General features: G+C 43.7%; 17 protein-coding genes. 2 read left to right on the forward strand and 15 right to left on the reverse strand.

The window, feature by feature from the left end; all coding sequences use genetic code 11:
- Positions 1-23: 23 nt before the first annotated feature.
- The gene (locus tag Q0L00_RS11215; protein ID WP_297336967.1) at positions 24-824 is read right to left on the reverse strand and encodes an N-acetylmuramoyl-L-alanine amidase; all 801 of its coding nucleotides are present in this window, start codon (positions 822-824) and stop codon (positions 24-26) included.
- Between Q0L00_RS11215 and Q0L00_RS11220 the strand changes: the two genes are divergently transcribed.
- Complete coding sequence (locus Q0L00_RS11220; RefSeq protein WP_297336968.1) at positions 823-3,612, forward strand: putative LPS assembly protein LptD; 2,790 nt, start codon at positions 823-825, stop codon at positions 3,610-3,612. The genes Q0L00_RS11215 and Q0L00_RS11220 overlap by 2 nt on opposite strands.
- A 24-nt stretch (positions 3,613-3,636) precedes the next feature.
- Here the strand turns inward: Q0L00_RS11220 and Q0L00_RS11225 are convergent, their stop codons facing one another.
- The 13 genes from Q0L00_RS11225 to Q0L00_RS11285 form a co-directional block, all read right to left on the reverse strand.
- Positions 3,637-3,987, reverse strand: coding sequence for a Spx/MgsR family RNA polymerase-binding regulatory protein (locus Q0L00_RS11225; RefSeq protein ID WP_297336969.1), 351 nt, complete (start codon positions 3,985-3,987; stop codon positions 3,637-3,639).
- A gap of 11 nt (positions 3,988-3,998) precedes the next feature.
- Positions 3,999-5,294 (reverse strand): glutamate-1-semialdehyde 2,1-aminomutase, encoded by a 1,296-nt coding sequence (gene hemL, locus Q0L00_RS11230; protein WP_297336970.1) that lies wholly within the window; start codon positions 5,292-5,294, stop codon positions 3,999-4,001.
- A 3-nt stretch (positions 5,295-5,297) separates the two neighbouring features.
- Positions 5,298-6,953: an ABC transporter substrate-binding protein gene (locus Q0L00_RS11235; RefSeq protein ID WP_297336971.1), complete on the reverse strand. Its 1,656-nt coding sequence runs from the start codon at positions 6,951-6,953 to the stop codon at positions 5,298-5,300.
- 128 nt (positions 6,954-7,081) lie between these two features.
- Entirely contained in the window at positions 7,082-8,611 is a 1,530-nt protein-coding gene (gene guaA, locus Q0L00_RS11240) for a glutamine-hydrolyzing GMP synthase (protein ID WP_297336972.1), read from the reverse strand.
- Positions 8,612-8,782: 171 nt separating this feature from the next.
- A complete protein-coding gene (locus Q0L00_RS11245; protein ID WP_297336973.1) occupies positions 8,783-9,787 on the reverse strand; it encodes a phosphotriesterase in 1,005 nt (334 codons plus the stop codon).
- Positions 9,788-9,936: 149 nt separating this feature from the next.
- Entirely contained in the window at positions 9,937-10,932 is a 996-nt protein-coding gene (locus Q0L00_RS11250) for a ligase-associated DNA damage response exonuclease (protein ID WP_297336974.1), read from the reverse strand.
- A gap of 42 nt (positions 10,933-10,974) precedes the next feature.
- Complete coding sequence (locus Q0L00_RS11255; protein WP_297336975.1) at positions 10,975-12,114, reverse strand: hypothetical protein; 1,140 nt, start codon at positions 12,112-12,114, stop codon at positions 10,975-10,977.
- 75 nt (positions 12,115-12,189) lie between these two features.
- Positions 12,190-12,819: a flavin reductase family protein gene (locus Q0L00_RS11260; protein ID WP_297336976.1), complete on the reverse strand. Its 630-nt coding sequence runs from the start codon at positions 12,817-12,819 to the stop codon at positions 12,190-12,192.
- Positions 12,816-13,259 carry a hypothetical protein gene (locus Q0L00_RS11265; protein ID WP_297336977.1) on the reverse strand — a complete coding sequence of 148 codons (444 nt, stop codon included), beginning with the start codon at positions 13,257-13,259 and terminating at the stop codon, positions 12,816-12,818. Before Q0L00_RS11265 ends, Q0L00_RS11260 begins: the two co-directional genes overlap by 4 nt.
- Positions 13,260-13,274: 15 nt before the next feature.
- Positions 13,275-13,538: a hypothetical protein gene (locus Q0L00_RS11270; RefSeq protein ID WP_297336978.1), complete on the reverse strand. Its 264-nt coding sequence runs from the start codon at positions 13,536-13,538 to the stop codon at positions 13,275-13,277.
- 70 nt (positions 13,539-13,608) lie between these two features.
- On the reverse strand, positions 13,609-14,289 hold the full coding sequence (locus tag Q0L00_RS11275; protein WP_297336979.1) for an SDR family oxidoreductase: 681 nt from the start codon (positions 14,287-14,289) through the stop codon (positions 13,609-13,611).
- Between the two features lie 116 nt (positions 14,290-14,405).
- A complete protein-coding gene (folE, locus tag Q0L00_RS11280; protein ID WP_297336980.1) occupies positions 14,406-15,110 on the reverse strand; it encodes a GTP cyclohydrolase I FolE in 705 nt (234 codons plus the stop codon).
- Entirely contained in the window at positions 15,070-15,480 is a 411-nt protein-coding gene (locus Q0L00_RS11285) for a 6-carboxytetrahydropterin synthase (protein WP_297336981.1), read from the reverse strand. The genes folE and Q0L00_RS11285 overlap by 41 nt, the downstream gene beginning before the upstream one ends.
- 230 nt (positions 15,481-15,710) lie before the next feature.
- On the opposite strand from Q0L00_RS11285, the gene Q0L00_RS11290 reads away from it, so the two are divergent.
- Positions 15,711-16,406, forward strand: coding sequence for a murein L,D-transpeptidase catalytic domain family protein (locus Q0L00_RS11290; RefSeq protein WP_297336982.1), 696 nt, complete (start codon positions 15,711-15,713; stop codon positions 16,404-16,406).
- Here Q0L00_RS11290 and Q0L00_RS11295 read toward each other — a convergent pair whose 3' ends face one another.
- Complete coding sequence (locus Q0L00_RS11295; RefSeq protein ID WP_297336983.1) at positions 16,407-18,011, reverse strand: L,D-transpeptidase family protein; 1,605 nt, start codon at positions 18,009-18,011, stop codon at positions 16,407-16,409.

Consider the following 18,011-nt stretch of genomic DNA (forward strand, 5'->3'; position numbering starts at 1 on the left):
ATGAATTGGTTTTCAAAATAAAATCATTTGGATTCGATTTGGTTTTTATAATCCCGGATGGATCGGAAAATTGCCGAAGCCATGTACTCTTGTCCGGTTTTACTCATTAAGAAACGCTCCTCATTGGAATTGGAGAGGAATCCCAACTCAACCAAAACCGAAGGCATGGACGGGGTCCACAGCACGTAAAACGGACCCTGCTTTACCCCACGACTCTTACGTCCTACTCGATCTTTGAATTGGGTTTCGATTTGATCGGCCAAGGTCACCGAATTTTCAAAGAATGCTTTGGACATTAAATTAAACATCATATAGGATTCTGGAGAAGCCGGATCAAATCCTTCGTAATTCTCCTCATAATTTTCCTCCAATAGAATCACCGAGTTTTCCCGCTTGACAATGTCAAAGTTGGCCTCAAAATGTTTGGTCCCCATCACAAAAGTCTCCGTACCGTAAGCGGATCGATTGGGTGCAGAATTGCTGTGAATGGAGACAAACAAATCGGCTTTGTTGTTATTGGCGATTTGAGGGCGCTCTTTGAGTGTGGGAAAGCTATCGTCTTTTCGCGTGTAAACCACCTCCACATCGGGCAGATTTTCTTCGATATATTTTCCCACCAGCAACGTAACGGCCAGATTAATGTCTTTTTCTCTAGACTTAGACCCCAGATTACCAGGGTCTTTACCACCGTGACCAGCATCTAATACGATTTTTTTCATCCGAAAAGCCGGCATCATCGTTTCATTAGGAATAAATCCACCAAAGACAAATGGGATTAATAAAATCAGACTAATAATAAATTTTTTGTTTTTGGACCGTTCCATGAGGGCAATAAAATTAACTTTACGCGAAATTTTACTCAAATTAACTAAAGCGCAAGCAGCAGTGCAGGGATTTAGACTCCTTTTATTTTGTTTTTTCACCATTCTGGTTTTGCCGGAGCTGGCAATTGCTCAGCGAAGTGGTGGAATTTTGGAAAAACCCCTCCGGGCTCCCGACACCTTGGGACTACCTCGCCTTGAAATCCCGGATACCCTTGCCATTCCTGCCGATACACTTGCATTGAGTGATTCGACAAAAATTGTGCCCAGCAGCAGCATTACTTCAGAAATCACCTATCATGCCGAGGATAGTATTGTGGCTGATTTTCTGACCAACAAACTTTACCTCTATAAAGAGGCCTGGTTTGAATACGGGCAGATGCGCCTCGATGCGGACGTGATTGTAATCGATTGGGAAAAATCCGAACTCTACGCCAGCGGAGTGACTGACAGTCTGGGAAATATCAGCGGAAATCCTTTTTTCAAAGACGGAAATCAAGTTTATGAAATCCGGAAGGAAATGCGCTACAATTTCAAAACCCAAAAAGCCATCATCAAAGATGTGGTCACCGAGCAGCAGGATGGGATTTTACGAGGGGAAACCATCAAAAAAACAGGAGATGGCAGTGTTTACTTAGATCATGGCTATTACACCACCTGTAAGTTGACCGAACCGCATTGGCACATTTCTTCCAATAAACTCAAATCAATCGAAGGGAAGCAAATCGTATCGGGGCCCTTCAATTTGTATTTTAACGGTATTCCCACGCCTTTGGGACTTCCTTTTGGGATTATCCCCAACACGCCGGAAGAAAAAGCTTCGGGGATCATTTTCCCCAGCTATGGGGAAGAACAAGTTCGAGGTCTCTTCTTACGGGATTTCGGGTATTATTTTGCCTTCAATGATTTCATCCACGCCCGGGTCACCGGAGATATTTATTCCAAAGGAAGCTATGGAGCCAAATCTCAAGCAGTTTACAAAAAGCGATACCGCTACAGTGGGGGCTTCAATTTGGATTACCAAATCATCAAATCTGCCGAAACGGATGAAAATCCCCTGGACACCCGAACCTTCCGCATCACCTGGAATCATACCCCTGAAAGTCGGGGAACCAGTCGCTTTTCTGCTTCGGTGAATGCAGGTAGCACCAGCTACTTCAACAATGTGGTCAACCCGACCAATTTTCAAAACAACATTCAATCTGACCTTCAGTCCACGGTCAACTTTACCAAGCAGTTTCCCGGAACTCCATTCTCGCTTTCTTCCAGTATGCAGCACTCTCAGTCGGTGAGTACCGGAGAAGTAAAATTGAGACTTCCTACGCTGAATTTCAGCATGAATCGGCAAAATCCATTTCGGAACGTGAAATTTGAGCCGCTAAAAACACTCAATATCGCCTGGACTTTCGATTTCCAAAATTCCATTTCAAACCGCATCCAGACGGCCACTCCCATTGATGCGGAACTTGGAGGCAACACTGCCCCGGAATTAATTCCATTCACGCCAGAAAATTTCAGTCTACTCCTGCAAAATGCCAATAACGGAGCTCAGCACCGAATTCCGGTACAGTCCACCTTTAATGTTTTCAAATATTTCACCGCCGCAGCCTCGGCCAATATCACCGAGCTTTGGTATTTACAAAAGTTGAATTACTTCTACAATCCTGCCTCCGAGCGAGTGGATCAAATCGTAGAAAATGGCTTTAATCGGGTGACGTTTTATACCAGCTCCTTCAATCTCAACACCAATGTGTATGGATTTTTCAATTTCAAAAAAGGAAAAATTCAAACCATAAGGCAGCATCTTCAGCCCACATTTGGGTTTAGCTATAATCCCGATTTTACCGAGGAATCCTTTGGCTATTTTCAGCGGGTGCAGACCAATGCCGAAGGGGATACCCGGCTCTACAACCGTCATCAGGGCTTTATTTATGGGGGTGCCCCAGGAGGCGAAAGTCGCTCATTGACTATGTCATTGAGGAGTGTATTGGAGGCAAAAATTAAAAATGACGAAGATAGCACCGGAGAAGAAAGCTTTAAAAAAATTCCCTTGTTGGAAAACTTAAGCTTAAATACCGCCTATAATTTTGCCGCAGATTCGTTTCAGCTTTCCAACTTTAATATTAGCGCACGAACAAGCTTTTTTGACCGAAAGCTTTCTGTAAACGTATCGAGTACGCTGGATCCTTACGCTACCCGAACCTTTAGCACCGGTGATGGAAATGAAGTTACCCGAAGGATCAATGAATATGCCTGGCAAAACGGTCAGGGAATCGGGGCGATTCGGAGTGCCCGTCTTAATCTGAATGCCTCCATCAATCCCAGCAGTGACACCCAAAACCCCAATGAAGTCCGAGACGAGCTGACCAACCAGTTTCTCCAGCAAGGAGGCCAGATGAATGAATTTGTGGAAAGTCAAATCAACCAAATCGTCAATGATCCCAGCCAATACATTGATTGGAATATTCCCTGGAATCTGACGGTAGGCTATAATCTTTCCTATAACAAACAATCCTCTGGAACCACCAATATTTCCCAAGCCATGAACCTGTCGGGTGATGTTTCGCTATCGGAAAAGTGGAAAATAAACTTCAGTACGGGTTTGGATATCCAGGCAAAAAATATCACCCAATCTCTCATCGGAATTGCCCGGGATTTGCATTGCTGGCAAATGAATGTCAACTGGGTTCCTTTTGGGCGGTTTACCTCCTATAATATCGATATTCGGGTGAAATCAAGTATCCTTCAGGACCTCAAAGTATCCAGAAGAAGGTCATTCTTTGATCGCTAGATTTAAGAATGACCCTCAGATTTTTTAAAGCTGTTTTTCGATGGATTCGGGATCAAATCCCAAGGTAATCTCCCCATTGGGAAAGGTGATCACAGGACGTTTGATCATGCTGGAGTGTTCGATCAAAATGGGAATGGCAGTGGCTTCTTTTTCCAAATCAGCCCGTTGATCTTCATCCATCTTCCGATAAGTCATTCCTTTTTTATTGACTAGACTGGCCAACTCGGTTTTTTTCAAAAACCCGTACAACAATTCCGGTGTGGGTTTTTGCTTTTTATAATCCACAAAATCATACCCTACTCCTTTTGAGTCTAAGAACTCAAAAGTTTTCTTCATGGTATTGCAGTTTTTGATTCCGTATACAGTGATTGACATAAAATAGGTAGTTAAATCGAATGAATTTCTTTCATGCTTTCCCGATGAGCTTGGAGGATTTGAGAAATCAAGTCATCTCGAAGTGCCGTGGATAAAAACAAGCTCTCAAATTGAGAAGGAGCCAAATAAACTCCTCTTTTAAGCATGGCTTGGAAATAGTTGCCAAAGAGTTGGGTGTCCGACTTTTTGGCCGATTCAAAATCAACCACCGGGTCTTGACTAAAAAACAAAGAGTACATGCTTCCCAAGTGATTCACCGTATAATTATAGCCTAATTCCAGGTTGATTTTCATGATTCCCTCGGCGATTTTTCGACCTATGGTCAACAGTTCACCATAGACCTGGCGATGATCATTGAGGTAATTGAGCATGGCCAAGCCTGCAGACATGGCAATAGGATTTCCTGACAAGGTGCCCGCTTGATAAACCGGTCCTGCCGGAGAAACATGCTCCATGATTTCTTTTTTACCGCCATATGCGCCTACAGGCATTCCTCCACCTATAATTTTACCTAGGGTAGTCATATCCGGTGTCACTCCAAAAAGCTCCTGAGCTCCACCAGGGGCAAGGCGAAAACCGGTCATCACCTCGTCAAAAATCAACACGATGCCTTCTCGGGTACAAATTTCACGCAGGCCTTGTAAATAACCAGGAAAGGGGATGGTCAAGCCCATATTTCCTGGAACAGGTTCCAAAATCAACGCAGCGATTTCTCCTTTATTGGCTGCCACTAGCTCTTCGATTGCTGCTAAGGAATTGTAAGGTGCCAAAAGCGTGTCTTGAGCCGTTCCTTTGGTCACACCCGGGGAATCGGGATTTCCCATCGTGATAGCACCCGAACCCGCAGAGATCAAAAATGAATCTCCATGTCCATGGTAGTGTCCTTCCATTTTGATGAATTTGTCTCTTCCGGTAAACCCACGGGCTACTCGAATGGCAGACATGGTTGCCTCTGTTCCTGAATTGACCATTCTGACCTTTTCCACCGAAGGAACCATCTGTACGATCAGCTCAGCAATTTCGATTTCCTTGGCCGTGGGTGCTCCAAATGAAGTTCCATTATCCATCGCTTCAATCACTGCCTGACGGATCAAGGGATGATTGTGCCCCAAAATCATGGGGCCCCAGCTATTGATCAACTCGATGTAGGCATTGTCATCTTCATCAAAAATGAAGGCTCCATCCGCTCGTTTAATAAAGAGGGGATCCCCTCCTACCGCACGAAAAGCACGTACAGGGGAATTGACTCCTCCGGGTATAAAATTCTGGGCATGAGCAAAAAGCCGCTTGCTTTCTGAAATTTTCATGAATTAATTAATAGGTTTTAATTCTCCTGCCTCCATTCCGAAAACAGGTACAAATTGATTGGAATTACTGTCTTTGAAATCAAATCCCCAAGTCAACTTTCCGGGTAAAAACTCACCTGCTGCAAACCGATCACGGAGGGTTCCAGAGGTAGAAGAAGAAAAGTTCGCTCCCACCCAATGGATCAACTCCGAGCCCAGAATGGCATTGATTGAGGGAAAAATCAAATAACGATCGTAAAAATCCTGCCGGAAATCTTCCATTTCTTGGGAGTCAAACCGGGGCGTATTATTGGAGATAAAAAAGAAATTGGGAAACTCAAGCATTTCATAATTGGCGAAATTAAAACCCAACCAAGAATCCATTACCAAAATCGGCACATTAGCTGTTACCGATTCAATGTAGGAAAGTGTGGGCTGGGCAATGGAGGGATCATCGGTCAGCACGATTACCTGATTTGCCCGTACATCTGCACTGTCCCGACTTGGGAGCACCCGCAAATCTGTTAAAAACTTTGCCGCATTCCCTGGATTCAGCTCCATTTTAGCTACTAAATCAAACCCTTCTTGGGCAAGTTTGGCGGTTAGTAATTCACTCATCTGCACGTCTCGAGTACTCCCCGAATAGCCAATGGCGATCCTTTTCCCCCAATTTCTACCTTTCAGATTGCTCACCACTCCATCCACCAAATCGGAAACAGAAGGCCGAAACAGAAAACTAAAGGCACGATCTTCAAACCGGTCTGCTAAATTGGACAGAGGATGGATGAATGGAATTTGAGCATTTTCTGCAAATGCACTGACCAAATCCGCTTCCTCGGGATAAATGGGGCCGATAATTAAATCCGCTTGGGCAACAGCAGGGTCCTCCAAAATATTTCGAAGGTGAGCAAGATCTCGCTTGGAGTCAAAACTGATTAAATTGACTTTTACTCCTTCTTTTCGCAACTGACTGACTCCAAGCCGAATTCCTTGAAACAACTCATAGGTGAAGGAACTCGGATCCACCCTTTCCAACCTGGAATTATTCCCGTCGGTAAAGGGTAAAATCACCACCAAATCAAGAATCTGGTCTTTAATTTTCGCTTCGGTTCCGGTGATCCCCATCCCTTTCAATTCATAATACAAGGAGCGCTCATCGGAGGAAAGCACATTTTTTTCCGTCAGGATGGTACTCAAGGCGGCCCGATAAGCTGGGATTTCTTGAAACTCCCGGATATTACGAGTTAAAAAATCAGGACTACGTTGAACCAAATAATCATAGACCATATTTTGAACGGATTCATTGAGATCGGTTTTTTGAAGCTCCAAGACTAATCGAAGTGCTTCTGCGGCTTGTTGATTCTGAAAATAGGCTTTGGCTAGCAAAAATTTAGATTCATTTTGATGGGTCCAAGTTTGGGAAACCAGGGGTTGAAGCCAGCCGATGGCCTCCTCGGTCCGGCTGAGTTCCAAGGCAGCCGTAGCGGCATAAAATTTTGCATAGTTGGCCAAGTTTCCATATTCATCCGAATTCATCAATGGCTCAAAGGCAGAAATCGCCTCCGCATAACTTCTGGAATTAAGCAGCACTTTGCCTCGCTCATACCCCTGAGGTAAATTTTGGGCAGAAAGCTGAATAGAAACTAAAAAAAAGGCGAATAAAAAGACAAGTTTTTGCATGAATAAGGGGATATCGCTACAGAGTAGGCAAATTTAAACCATTATTTTCAAACCCAAAGTTCGGGCCGAAATACGTAGACTAAAGAAAAACCCGAAGAAGGATCTCCGGGTTCAAAATTCTGATTAGATTATTCCCACTCAATAGTTGCGGGTGGCTTGGAAGAAATGTCATAAACGACTCGGTTCACTCCTTTGACCCGATTGATGATTTCATTGGACATTTTCCCCAGAAATTCATAAGGTAAATGAATCCAGTCTGCGGTCATTCCGTCCACTGAACCTACCGCCCGGAGTGCAACCACTCGTTCGTAGGTACGCTCATCCCCCATGACACCTACCGACTGAATGGGTAGCAAAATGGCGCCAGCCTGCCAGACCTGATCGTAAAGCCCGTGGTTTTTCAATCCCTGAATAAAAATATGATCCACTTCCTGCAACGTGGCTACTTTTTCTGGAGTGATGTCCCCCAAAATACGAATTGCCAACCCGGGACCTGGAAAAGGATGCCTACCGACGATCGTTTCGGGAATCTCCAGGGCTCTGCCCACTTCTCTTACTTCATCCTTAAACAAGGTATTGAGCGGCTCTACCACAGCCAATTTCATAAAATCCGGTAGCCCTCCCACATTGTGATGAGACTTGATTGTGGCCGAGGGACCCTTGACAGAGACCGATTCAATCACATCAGGATAAATGGTTCCTTGTCCCAGCCATTTAACCCCCTCAATTTTATGGGCTTCATCATCAAAGACTTCAATAAATGCTCTCCCAATCGCTTTTCTTTTGGCTTCAGGATCGGAAATCCCTGCCAAAGCATCGTAAAATCGCTGCTTGGCATCCACTCCGATGACATTCAATCCCATATCCTTGTAGGAATGCAGCACCTCTTCAAATTCATTTTTGCGAAGTAACCCATTATCCACAAATACACAGGTTAGCTGATCCCCAATTGCACGATGAATCAGCGTGGCCGCTACCGAGGAATCTACACCACCAGAAAGTCCCATAACGACCTTATCCGAACCGATTTTTTCCTTCAGGTCTGCCACGGTGGCATCAATAAACACATCCGAAGTCCAATCTTGCGAACAGCCACAGATACTGACTACAAAGTTTCTCAAAAGATTCTTTCCTTCCGTAGAATGGGTAACCTCGGGATGAAACTGAATTCCGTATGTTTTCTCACCTTCAATCTTAAAAGCTGCCACTTCCACCGAGGATGTACTTGCAATCACCTCAAATCCTTCCGGTAGTTTTTTTATGGTATCCCCATGGGACATCCAAACGGTAGACCCATGGGTCATCTCTTTCAACAAATCATGATGCAGATCAATGTGATCAAGATTGGCTCGTCCGTACTCTCTGATGGTGGAAGGCAAGACCTCACCTCCATATTTATGGGCTAATAGTTGTGATCCGTAGCAGACACCCAAAATCGGTAGCTTCCCTCGAAGACTATCCAAATCTAGATCTGGTGCCCCTTCATCACGCACGCTACAGGGTGAGCCTGATAGAATGATACCTTTGATATCATCGGTGATTTCCGGAAGATTATTAAAGGGGTGGATTTCACAATATACATTCAGTTCTCTCACTCTTCGGGCGATGAGTTGAGTGTACTGAGAACCAAAATCGAGGATCAAAATTTGTTCTGCCATGCGCAAAGGTAAGCAGGACGAATGGTTTGGTAAAGGTTGGCAAAGAAAATTTGGTGGAGTTTCCATCTTTTGAGGAAGAATGAAAGGAAACTCCCTGAATTTCAATTGTTAAAATCCACAGGGATTTTACACCTCTTATAAAATTAGATTCCTTCGCTGAGGAATATGAAGTTACAAACGTCCTTGAAATGCCTGTTTGGGATTTTCCTGTAGCAGCTGATTCCAATCTTCCTGCTCAAATCCCTTTTCGTTGAGAAGGGGAATCAACTCTTCAAAAATAGTGGTAAAGGGCTGAAATTCGCCACCTCCAATTTGGGAAGGATCATACCAGCCCGCATCATGGGAAATCAAAACTTGGTCTAAAAACCCATTTTCTTTTGCATAAATCAAGCGATCCACATACGGGCTAAGCCTCCATCCAATTCCATCCAAGGAAATCCACACCCCCAATTCCGCAGCTTTTTTATAGTTTTCAAAATCCTCTTCGGCTTGGGCATGGACCCAGACAAAAGCAGAAGGGTCTACTCCCATTTCCTGAAGAATTGCCAGCTCTTGTGCCGCAGTGTTCCACGTTCCAGTATGGGAGGCAATCGTCAAGCCAGTTCTTTGATGAGTCAGCCCCGCAGCTTTAACCAGTTTTTGATCCATGGAGGAAAGGGGGTCGGTTTCATTGACCGAAATTTTGATAAAAGCCGGTTTGATGCCGGTTTCCCCTATCCCCTTTTCAAATTCAGCTACCCATCGCTCAGCAAGTTGCGCTGCCGATTCGCTGTAGGCGTGGGCCGGCAAATATTTTCCCTCCACGGCTCCATAATACCCCGTATTGGTGAGCAGTTGAATTCCGGATTTTTCGCTGAGTTGCTCAAGCAGAATAGGATCCTTTCCCAGAAAAGAAGGAGTACAGTCCAACATGGTTTTTACCCCAAATTTCTTTACTTCCATTAAATAGGGAAGTACTTTCTGGATTACCGAATCCCGATCCCAGCGATCCATACTTACAGCGTCCGCACCGATAAAATCCACCAGCAAATGTTCATGAATCAGTGTCAAACCCAAGGAATCCAATGGAATTTCTCCCCTTACCGAGTTAAAATAAGGTGTTTTGATCGGTTCATCCTTGGATTGGCAGGCTGCAATAAGGAATAAAATCAGGAGGAATTTTAGGCTCGAATTCATCTGTTAAGGGTTCTTTTTCGGCGCGCAGCAGGAATCTCATTCAAAGGAATCATCATCCCTGCCAGGTGAGGTTTTAAGTCAAGCCCGATTTGCTATTCTCAAATCAGGTGAGCAGAATGAAGATACTAGAAATACTTCAAAAACGCGACTTAATCCACCTCTTCTCCACCAAAAAGTGTCTGAAGCTCTACCGCATCAATACCTTTTTCTTCTTGTAAAAACCGTCCAAAAGAAGCTGTACTCCCATGGGTTAAGTACACTTTCTCTGCCCCTGTGGACGCGATGGCCTGAATTAACCCCTCCCAATCCGCATGATCAGAAAGTACAAATCCCCGATCGGCAGCCCGTCTCCTCCGGGTTCCACGCACTGCCATCCAACCGGAACAAATTCCAGTTCGATAGGGTGAAAATCGGCGCATCCAGGGCGTTCCAAAAGCCGAAGGCGGAGCAATAATCAAAGCCCCCGTAAATTCACTTTTGGGCGTATCCTGACTTACCTTAGGGACTTGAGGTAGGTCCACCCCATTGGTAAGCAGAGCTTGATTGGTATTCCAAACGGCACCATGGACGAAAATCTTCCCGATGCTGGGATCCAGGTGTTTTAAGATTCGTTGAGCCTTGCCCAAGGAATAAGCGAAAAGTACTGAATTGCGTCCATCTAAGGCATTGGTTTTCCACCACGAATTGACCTGATTAAAAATCTCCTGCTGAGGCTCCCACTTGTAGATTGGCAATCCAAAAGTACATTCAGACACAAATTCATGGCACTTCACAGGCTCAAAAGGAACCGATAGGCCATCATCTTCTACTTTATAATCCCCACTGACTACGGCGATTTTTCCTTTGTACTCTAACCTGATTTGAGCCGATCCGGGAATATGTCCCGCAGGATGAAGGGAAATTTTCACTCCGTTTAGGATGAATTCCTGACCATAGTCCCGGGTTTCTAAGCTGATTGCTGCACCCAAACGAAGTTTCATTACTTCAGCTGAATCGTGATGGGCCAAATAATGCTTCATTCCCCAGCGGGAATGATCCGAATGCGCATGGGTAATTATTGCCCGATCCACAGGTCGCCAAGGGTCGATAAAGACCCCCGCAGGTGGACAAAAAAGTCCGAAATCGGTGAGCTCAAGTAGTTTCATATGGTTAGGTTTTTGAACATCACTTCCCTGAGCAAAAAATGGTTACCGGAGTTCATAAAAATAAAAGGTCTGCACTTCTTGTTCCACCGCATTGGCATCTTCACCGGGTTTGGCATTGACCGAATACAGTAAGTCTTTTTTCACCTTTAGCGCAATGGGCCACTCTCCTTCCCAGATTTTAGCTTGATCTTTAAAAATCTGATACACAGGTACTTTATATTTTTTCTCCAAAGCTTGGTATTTTTCGTCGCCCACCACGCGCCGATCAAGTGCATCTACTTCCTCATCGGGAGCACCTTTGAGGTACCAGGTGAGCAGGTAACCATTGGAAAAGATAAAATTTTGGTAGCGAGAACCTTTCAGGTCCTCAAAAAATATCCCGAAATTTTCCAGTTCGAGAGCAGGCTCAGTGGGTTGGAAATCTTCACCCGGATTTAAGTTCACAGAATCCAATAGCTCAAGTTCAGGAAAACGATACGTGTATAGAATGGGGGTAAGCATGAATTGTAAATAAATTCGATCATTTTCAATTTTAGCAATAGGATCAAAACCCATGTATTGACCGGGTTGTTGAATGTAATTTACAGAGCGGGGCACTTGGGAAGAAAACACCACTTCCCCCTCGAGATTACTTACTTTCAAAAAATCATAATCCTCCATTTTTACTTGATCGTCCACCCGTATCTGATCAAGATCTGATTCTAAATAGCCGAATTTGAATTGATGATTTTCGCCCACTACAAAACTTGGGGTATCCCCTAGCATTCTGCTTAGTGTTTGAATAGTGGCTGGTTTGGAATCCATCAGATTAAACGCTAAGTCGTACAAAAAACTTCCCTGATAGGTATCGACCAAAATTCGATTTTCTTCCACAAACCTACAGGCGGAAAAATAACCGGATTTATAACTATTGGGTCCATCCTCCGAGCGATTAACGGCGATGATTACTTTTCCTAAAGGATCGGTTAAAATCAATTCATTGCTTTTATAATCAAAGAACAGAAAATACTTTCCGTCCTTGCTGTAATCTAAAAGTGTGGGAACTACCAAGCGATCAATTTGCATGCTGTCCACCAAAGTCAATTCGGGAATCTGGCCCACTCCTTCCCCATCAATTTGGTTAGAAGTCTCGCATGAAATCAACCAAAAACCAAAAATTGCCAAAAGGAAGGCATTTTTCATATCGCAGAAAGTTTTTTGTTCAGAAAGGCATTCTGGAGCAAATTACAAAAATTAGTTAACCTTTTTACGTAATTTTTATATCTCTTCAACTCGCCGGTCCGCTTTGGCGTAGCTTAATCTTGCCAGCTTTTTACCGACATAATATTCATCGAGTCCAGAAACCGTGACTGTTTCCAAGGCAGTTAAATCCAGCGATCCATCCCCTCTCAGACCTTTTTCCTCCACAAATATATGATCGATACTCCCAATAACCAGTACCGTTTGATTAACTTTCAGGGTTTGGGTTTCCACCAAACTACATCCTAATTTCACTGGACTACCTTTTACAAAAGGAGCTGAAAAATCCTCAACATATTCGGGTTGAAGACCTGTCCCCTCAAACTCACTTCCCTCCCATCGCCCCGAAGTCCAATGGGCTTCTTTATAAAAAGAAGGAGTCACCTGATTTAAGGTAAAAAAGCCAGTTTCTAGGATATTCTCCAAAGTGTCTCGCTTGACGGTATGGGGACGAAATAAAATTCCGATCAAAGGTGGGGAAGCCCCTATGTGAAATACCTGTGAGAAAGGCGCTAGATTCGTTTTTCCGCCTGAATCTTGAGTTCCTATTAAATTGAGACTCTTGTAGCCAGAAAGACAGTTAATCAGATTTCTTCTGAAAAACGAATCCGATTCCAAGATGGAATCTTTGGAAAAGTACTTGATCATAGGTTAATGGCCTCTTCGATTGAATCGCAGTATTTGATATCTAGCTGATCAATGATGTTATCCGGATAGGTTTGAAGGATCTGAGCTTTGGCAATTTGAACCATCTTTTCAAACCACTTTTCATCGGGCAGAATTTTACGATGGGTTTTAATTCCATATTCCAGCATTTCACGCTTCCAATAAATAAAATACCATTCCATGGTCGGTTGGTGAAAGGCGCGAAGGGAGCGCTTGTCAAAAATAAATTTTTCGAAATCTCCGGCTTTTACAATTTCTCCGATGCGATGAAAAGCCTCTTTGAAATCATCGATTGGAATGTAGTCTGCTAACAGCTCACAGATCACAATTTTTTTCTCAGGACTAATGAGTGCCCTGGCATATTTTTCTTCAAAGGCAAGTTCAAAATCTCGCGTTTCGGAGGGGTAGAAAGTGTCGTTCATGGCAAGATGATGGAATTAATATATGGATTTTTTACGCTGATTTTCAGAACGATGAACTTCTTCTTTGAATTGTTCAAGACGAACTTCAAGGTTTGAAGCATATTCGAGTGTGGTGCGCATCATGTCCTGCTGCGACCTGATTTGCTCCTTAAGTCTGGCAAGTTCTTGATTGACATCAGCGAGTTTATTTTCATAGTCTTTCTTCAGCCTCTCTTTTTCCAGTTGGGCTTTCCTCAACTCTTCCTTAAAAAGCAGGAATGATTCAGGTGGTGTCTTCATATTCACAACGCTATCTTCTCGGGACCGTACCCTATGTAATTACAATAATTAGTTAAAATTGTTTTGACTTTTATTTCAAATTGGACATTCCTCCATCCAAATGAATGATTTGACCTGTCATCCAGGAGGAGGATTCGGACAGCAAAAATAGGGTGGCATGGGCAATATCTTCTGGACTTCCGATTCTACCCAGCGGATGTCGTTTATGGCTGGCTTCTTTTTTGTCCTCGGTAGAAAGAAGCGAAGCGGCCAAGGGGGTGTCTGTTAGGGATGGGGCAATTGCATTTACTCGGATTTTGGCCGGGGCCCATTCTGCAGCAAGGGATCGGGTAAGTCCTTCAACTGCACCTTTAGCAGCTGCTATGCCCGAGTGGAAACCCATCCCAGTTTGCACTGCTACCGTACTATACAACACAACCGAAGGTGAACTGGATTTCTTCAAGCCTTTCATGCTTTGTTGAAGAACACGAACCGCCCCAAAGAAATTAATTTCTAACTCATGCTGAAAATCCGACATGGAAATTCGATGAAAGGGTTTCAAATTAATTGTACCCGGAAGATAGACCAAGCCATCTATGGTTTCCGGTAGGTTGGGCATCTGCTCAAAATCAGCGGTAATGTCCAACTCAGTAGTTCCTTGACCACTTTTTGAATACAGAAATAAATTGGCTTGTTGCGCTTCCAAAAGCGAAACTACCGCTTTTCCAATGCCTGAATTTCCTCCAATGATTACAATATTTTTTCCTTTCATGTGTTTGTTTTCCATATTAAATAAAGCATCTAAGGCTATATTTTGTTTGCGGTAAAAACGAAAAAACCGGACGAGGAGTCCGGTTCTAATAAGTTGGTTTAGCCTGGATTGACTCCTTATTTCTTTAGACTGACATAGTTTAGAAACTCATTCCGCGATTGCTCGTCCACTTCAAACTTTCCGGAAAAAAATGAAGTGACTGTGGAGCTATTGGTGTCATTTACTCCTCTCGAACTCACACACATGTGATAGGCATCCATGATCACAGCGACATCGTCGGTTCCCAATACTTCCTTGAGCTCATTTCCGATCTGCATGGTCAAACGCTCTTGCACTTGTGGGCGCTTGGCGTAATACTGTACGATTCGGTTAATCTTGGATAATCCGATGACATTTCCATTGGAGATGTAGGCCACGTGGGCCTTGCCGTAGATCGGTACAAAATGATGCTCGCAGTGGGAGTGAAAAGTAATGTCCTTTTCAACCAACATTTCACTGTATTTGTATTTGTTTTCAAAAAGCTTCGCAGCCGGTTTGTTTTTGGGGTTCAAGCCCGCAAAAACTTCTTTGACGTACATTTTTGCAACACGATGAGGAGTACCCTTCAAGCTGTCATCTGTCAGATCCAGCCCGAGAATATTCATGATCTCGCGAAAATGTTTTTCAATTAGCTCGACCTTGAGATCATCATCCATCTCAAAAGCATCTTCTCTGAGCGGAGTCTCAAGGGAGGTTCCAACATGCTCTTCTCCGAACTCTTCGAAGGAAGCGCGGGCCAAATCAATTCCCATCGTATTCAACATAGTTTCTTTCTGTTTCATAAAGTCGAATTATTAATTCGAATTTCCGATCAATTTTTTCCCTCAAAATATTCCAAATAACCACTGCAATATTTTCAGCGGAAGGGTTGAGATCTTTGAATTCATCGGTATCCAAGTTTAAATTTTTGTGGTCAAATTTAGTTAAGACGTGCTCTTTGATCAGATCGCTGAGCACCTTCATATCGTATACATAGCCGGTTTTGGGATCGATTTCTCCACGCAACTGCACGATTAAATCATAATTGTGCCCATGATAGTTGGCATTATTACATTTTCCAAATATTGCTTGGTTTTCTTCAGCTGACCAAGATGGATTGTGCAGGCGGTGTGCTGCGTTGAAATGTTCTTTGCGAAATACGGATACGTTCATCAGGAATTGGAACAGCAGTTTTTCAAATTTTGTTTAATTTTAATTAAATTTCTTTAAACAAATTTTTCAATCTCCTGCTATTCAATTATTTATTTACTTAAATTTTTCTGCAAAAATAATCATTCTGCACCGTTGCCCAAGCTGATTATTTTTTCATGAGTTGAACGAATTATAGGCCTTTGATAGTTCACTTCATGGCACTAGAAATTATCATCCACTAAACGCTGCCTATGCCGACTATCCATCTTATCTCGGTGATACTCATGCTTTGGTTTGAGAATACTTCGATTTTACCAAGCTCAACTAGCTGGGAAACCCGGACTGAAATTCCTGCTAAAAAAGAGGTTTCCCTCTATGATCGACTGAAAGCCAATTATTGGCAAGTCCCCAATTCTACCATCCTTGACTTGGCGATGGAAGGGTATCAAAAACTTCATCAAAAACTGGAAAATCCCAATTTAGTCATCATCGATTTTAGCCTTCCCTCCACGGCCAAGCGACTCTGGGTCATTGATCCCAAAAACGGGAAAGTTCTATTTCATTCGGTCGTTTCCCATGGCCGAAACTCAGGCCAACTCATGGCTACTCAGTTTTCCAATCGCCCAGAATCGTATCAAAGTAGCCTAGGATTCTTCAAAACTGCGGAAACCTACCAGGGGAAGCATGGCTATTCGTTACGCTTGGATGGTTTAGAAAAAGGAGTTAATGATCAGGCAAGAAATCGTGCCATTGTGATCCATGGGGCTGATTATGCCACCGAAGAGTTTGCCGAAGCCACGGGTCGGCTGGGGCGCAGTTTGGGCTGTCCAGCCTTACCCTCCGCCCTCTCAGCTACGGCAATTGATTTAATGAAAGATGGTGCCTTGCTTTTTATTTATGGCAATGATCCCGACTACTTATCCAATCCTCCCCTACTTCAACCTTAGTTACTTATTTAGGAGCCGAAGAACTTCCCGATCCAAGCCGTACACATCTTGAATGAATTTGGGCTGCCCCTTTTCATCCATCCAAAACGTAAAGTAAAGCACCCATACCGGTATTTTCTCATTCAAATCAACCTGAGTCTCCTGATCCCGGGTCATGGCTTCTCGTATTTTTTGAATGGTCCAGTTGGGATTATCTTTCAAAAGAATCTCAGCAAATTCCTGGGGCTTTTTCATTCGAATACAGCCATGACTGAATGCTCTGGAAGCTTTGAAAAATAATTGTTTGGCAGGGGTATCATGCAAGTATACTTGGTAGGGATTGGGAAACATAAATTTTACCAAACCCAACGAATTATGCGGTCCCGGCTTTTGCCGAATCAGGTAAGGAAATGGGCGCAGGTCCCAATGAACAGAACTTGGGTGAATTACTTTTCCAGCATGGGAAGTCACTTCCATTTTATTTCGTGCCAAATAATCCGGATTACGCCTGATAGCTGGAATGAGTTCGTTTTGAATGATAGATAAAGGGACATTCCAATAAGGACTAAACACCAAATGATCCAGCTCTGCTGAGAAAATAGGCGTTTGATTTTTTACCGTACCCACAATGATTTCAGAGGTGAAAAGCGTATCGGCATCATCTAAATAACTCATTTGAAAATCAGCCACATTGACCACAATTCGTTTCCCTTCCCAAAATTCCTGAGGCATCCAGCGCATTCGCTCCAGGTTGACCGAGATTTGATCCATCTTGGATGTTGGAGAAGCATTTAAGACAGCCAGGGTGTTTTTCCCGATCACCCCATCGGGTTCTAACCGGTTTTCTTTTTGAAGCTTCTTAATCGCCAGCCAAGTGATCGAGTCAAATTCGGTGGGATCAGATCCGGAATCGTTCCCACTAGAATAACCCAACTGAGCAAGTCGTTCCCGAATCAGTGGGAGATGAATACTTTTTTCCCCCAGCTCCAGGGTCTGGGAAAAGGAAATCTCGTTGAATCCACTTGGAAAATCCTTCATTTCTTCCTGAAGTTGCTTCATTAATTCTACCCCAGACCAATACCGGGCATCCGGGGGACGAAGCTCACCAAAAATCCGTGTCAAATTCGGATCCATGGGCAATCTGGTTAGGAAGTGAATTGCCACTTGAGGTTTCTTTTTTTTGTAAACCTTCCAAATGCCGGGAAGCGGTTCGGGATCTATTTTCCCATAGTAAAGATGGTTTACCAAACGGTAAAAGGAAGTGGTCAATAGGACTTCCCACTCATCCAATTCCGGAGTGAAAGGAACCGAGTTTCGACTTGAAAACTGGGAATAAAGTAAGCTGATACGGGAAAACTGGTAATCCTCCGGGTCCAAGCCTTCGTAATGAATCTGAGAAAGAATTTCTTGGTAAGCAAGGGCCTGCCGGTTCGGAAATCCATCGACCAACCAAATGGGCTTAAATTCCCGCTTTTGATAAAACTCAAAAAGTTCGGCTTGCTCAGCAGGGTTAAGCTGTTTACCCTGCTGCGCTAAAGCCCACTTAATTCTTTCCCCCTGCCCTTGGGTCATCCCCAAAGTAGCGATTCCCCATTGAAAAACAGCAAGTAGAAACAGAAAGCGCAT

The organism is Algoriphagus sp. (assembly GCF_024305035.1).
GTDB lineage: Bacteria > Bacteroidota > Bacteroidia > Cytophagales > Cyclobacteriaceae > Algoriphagus.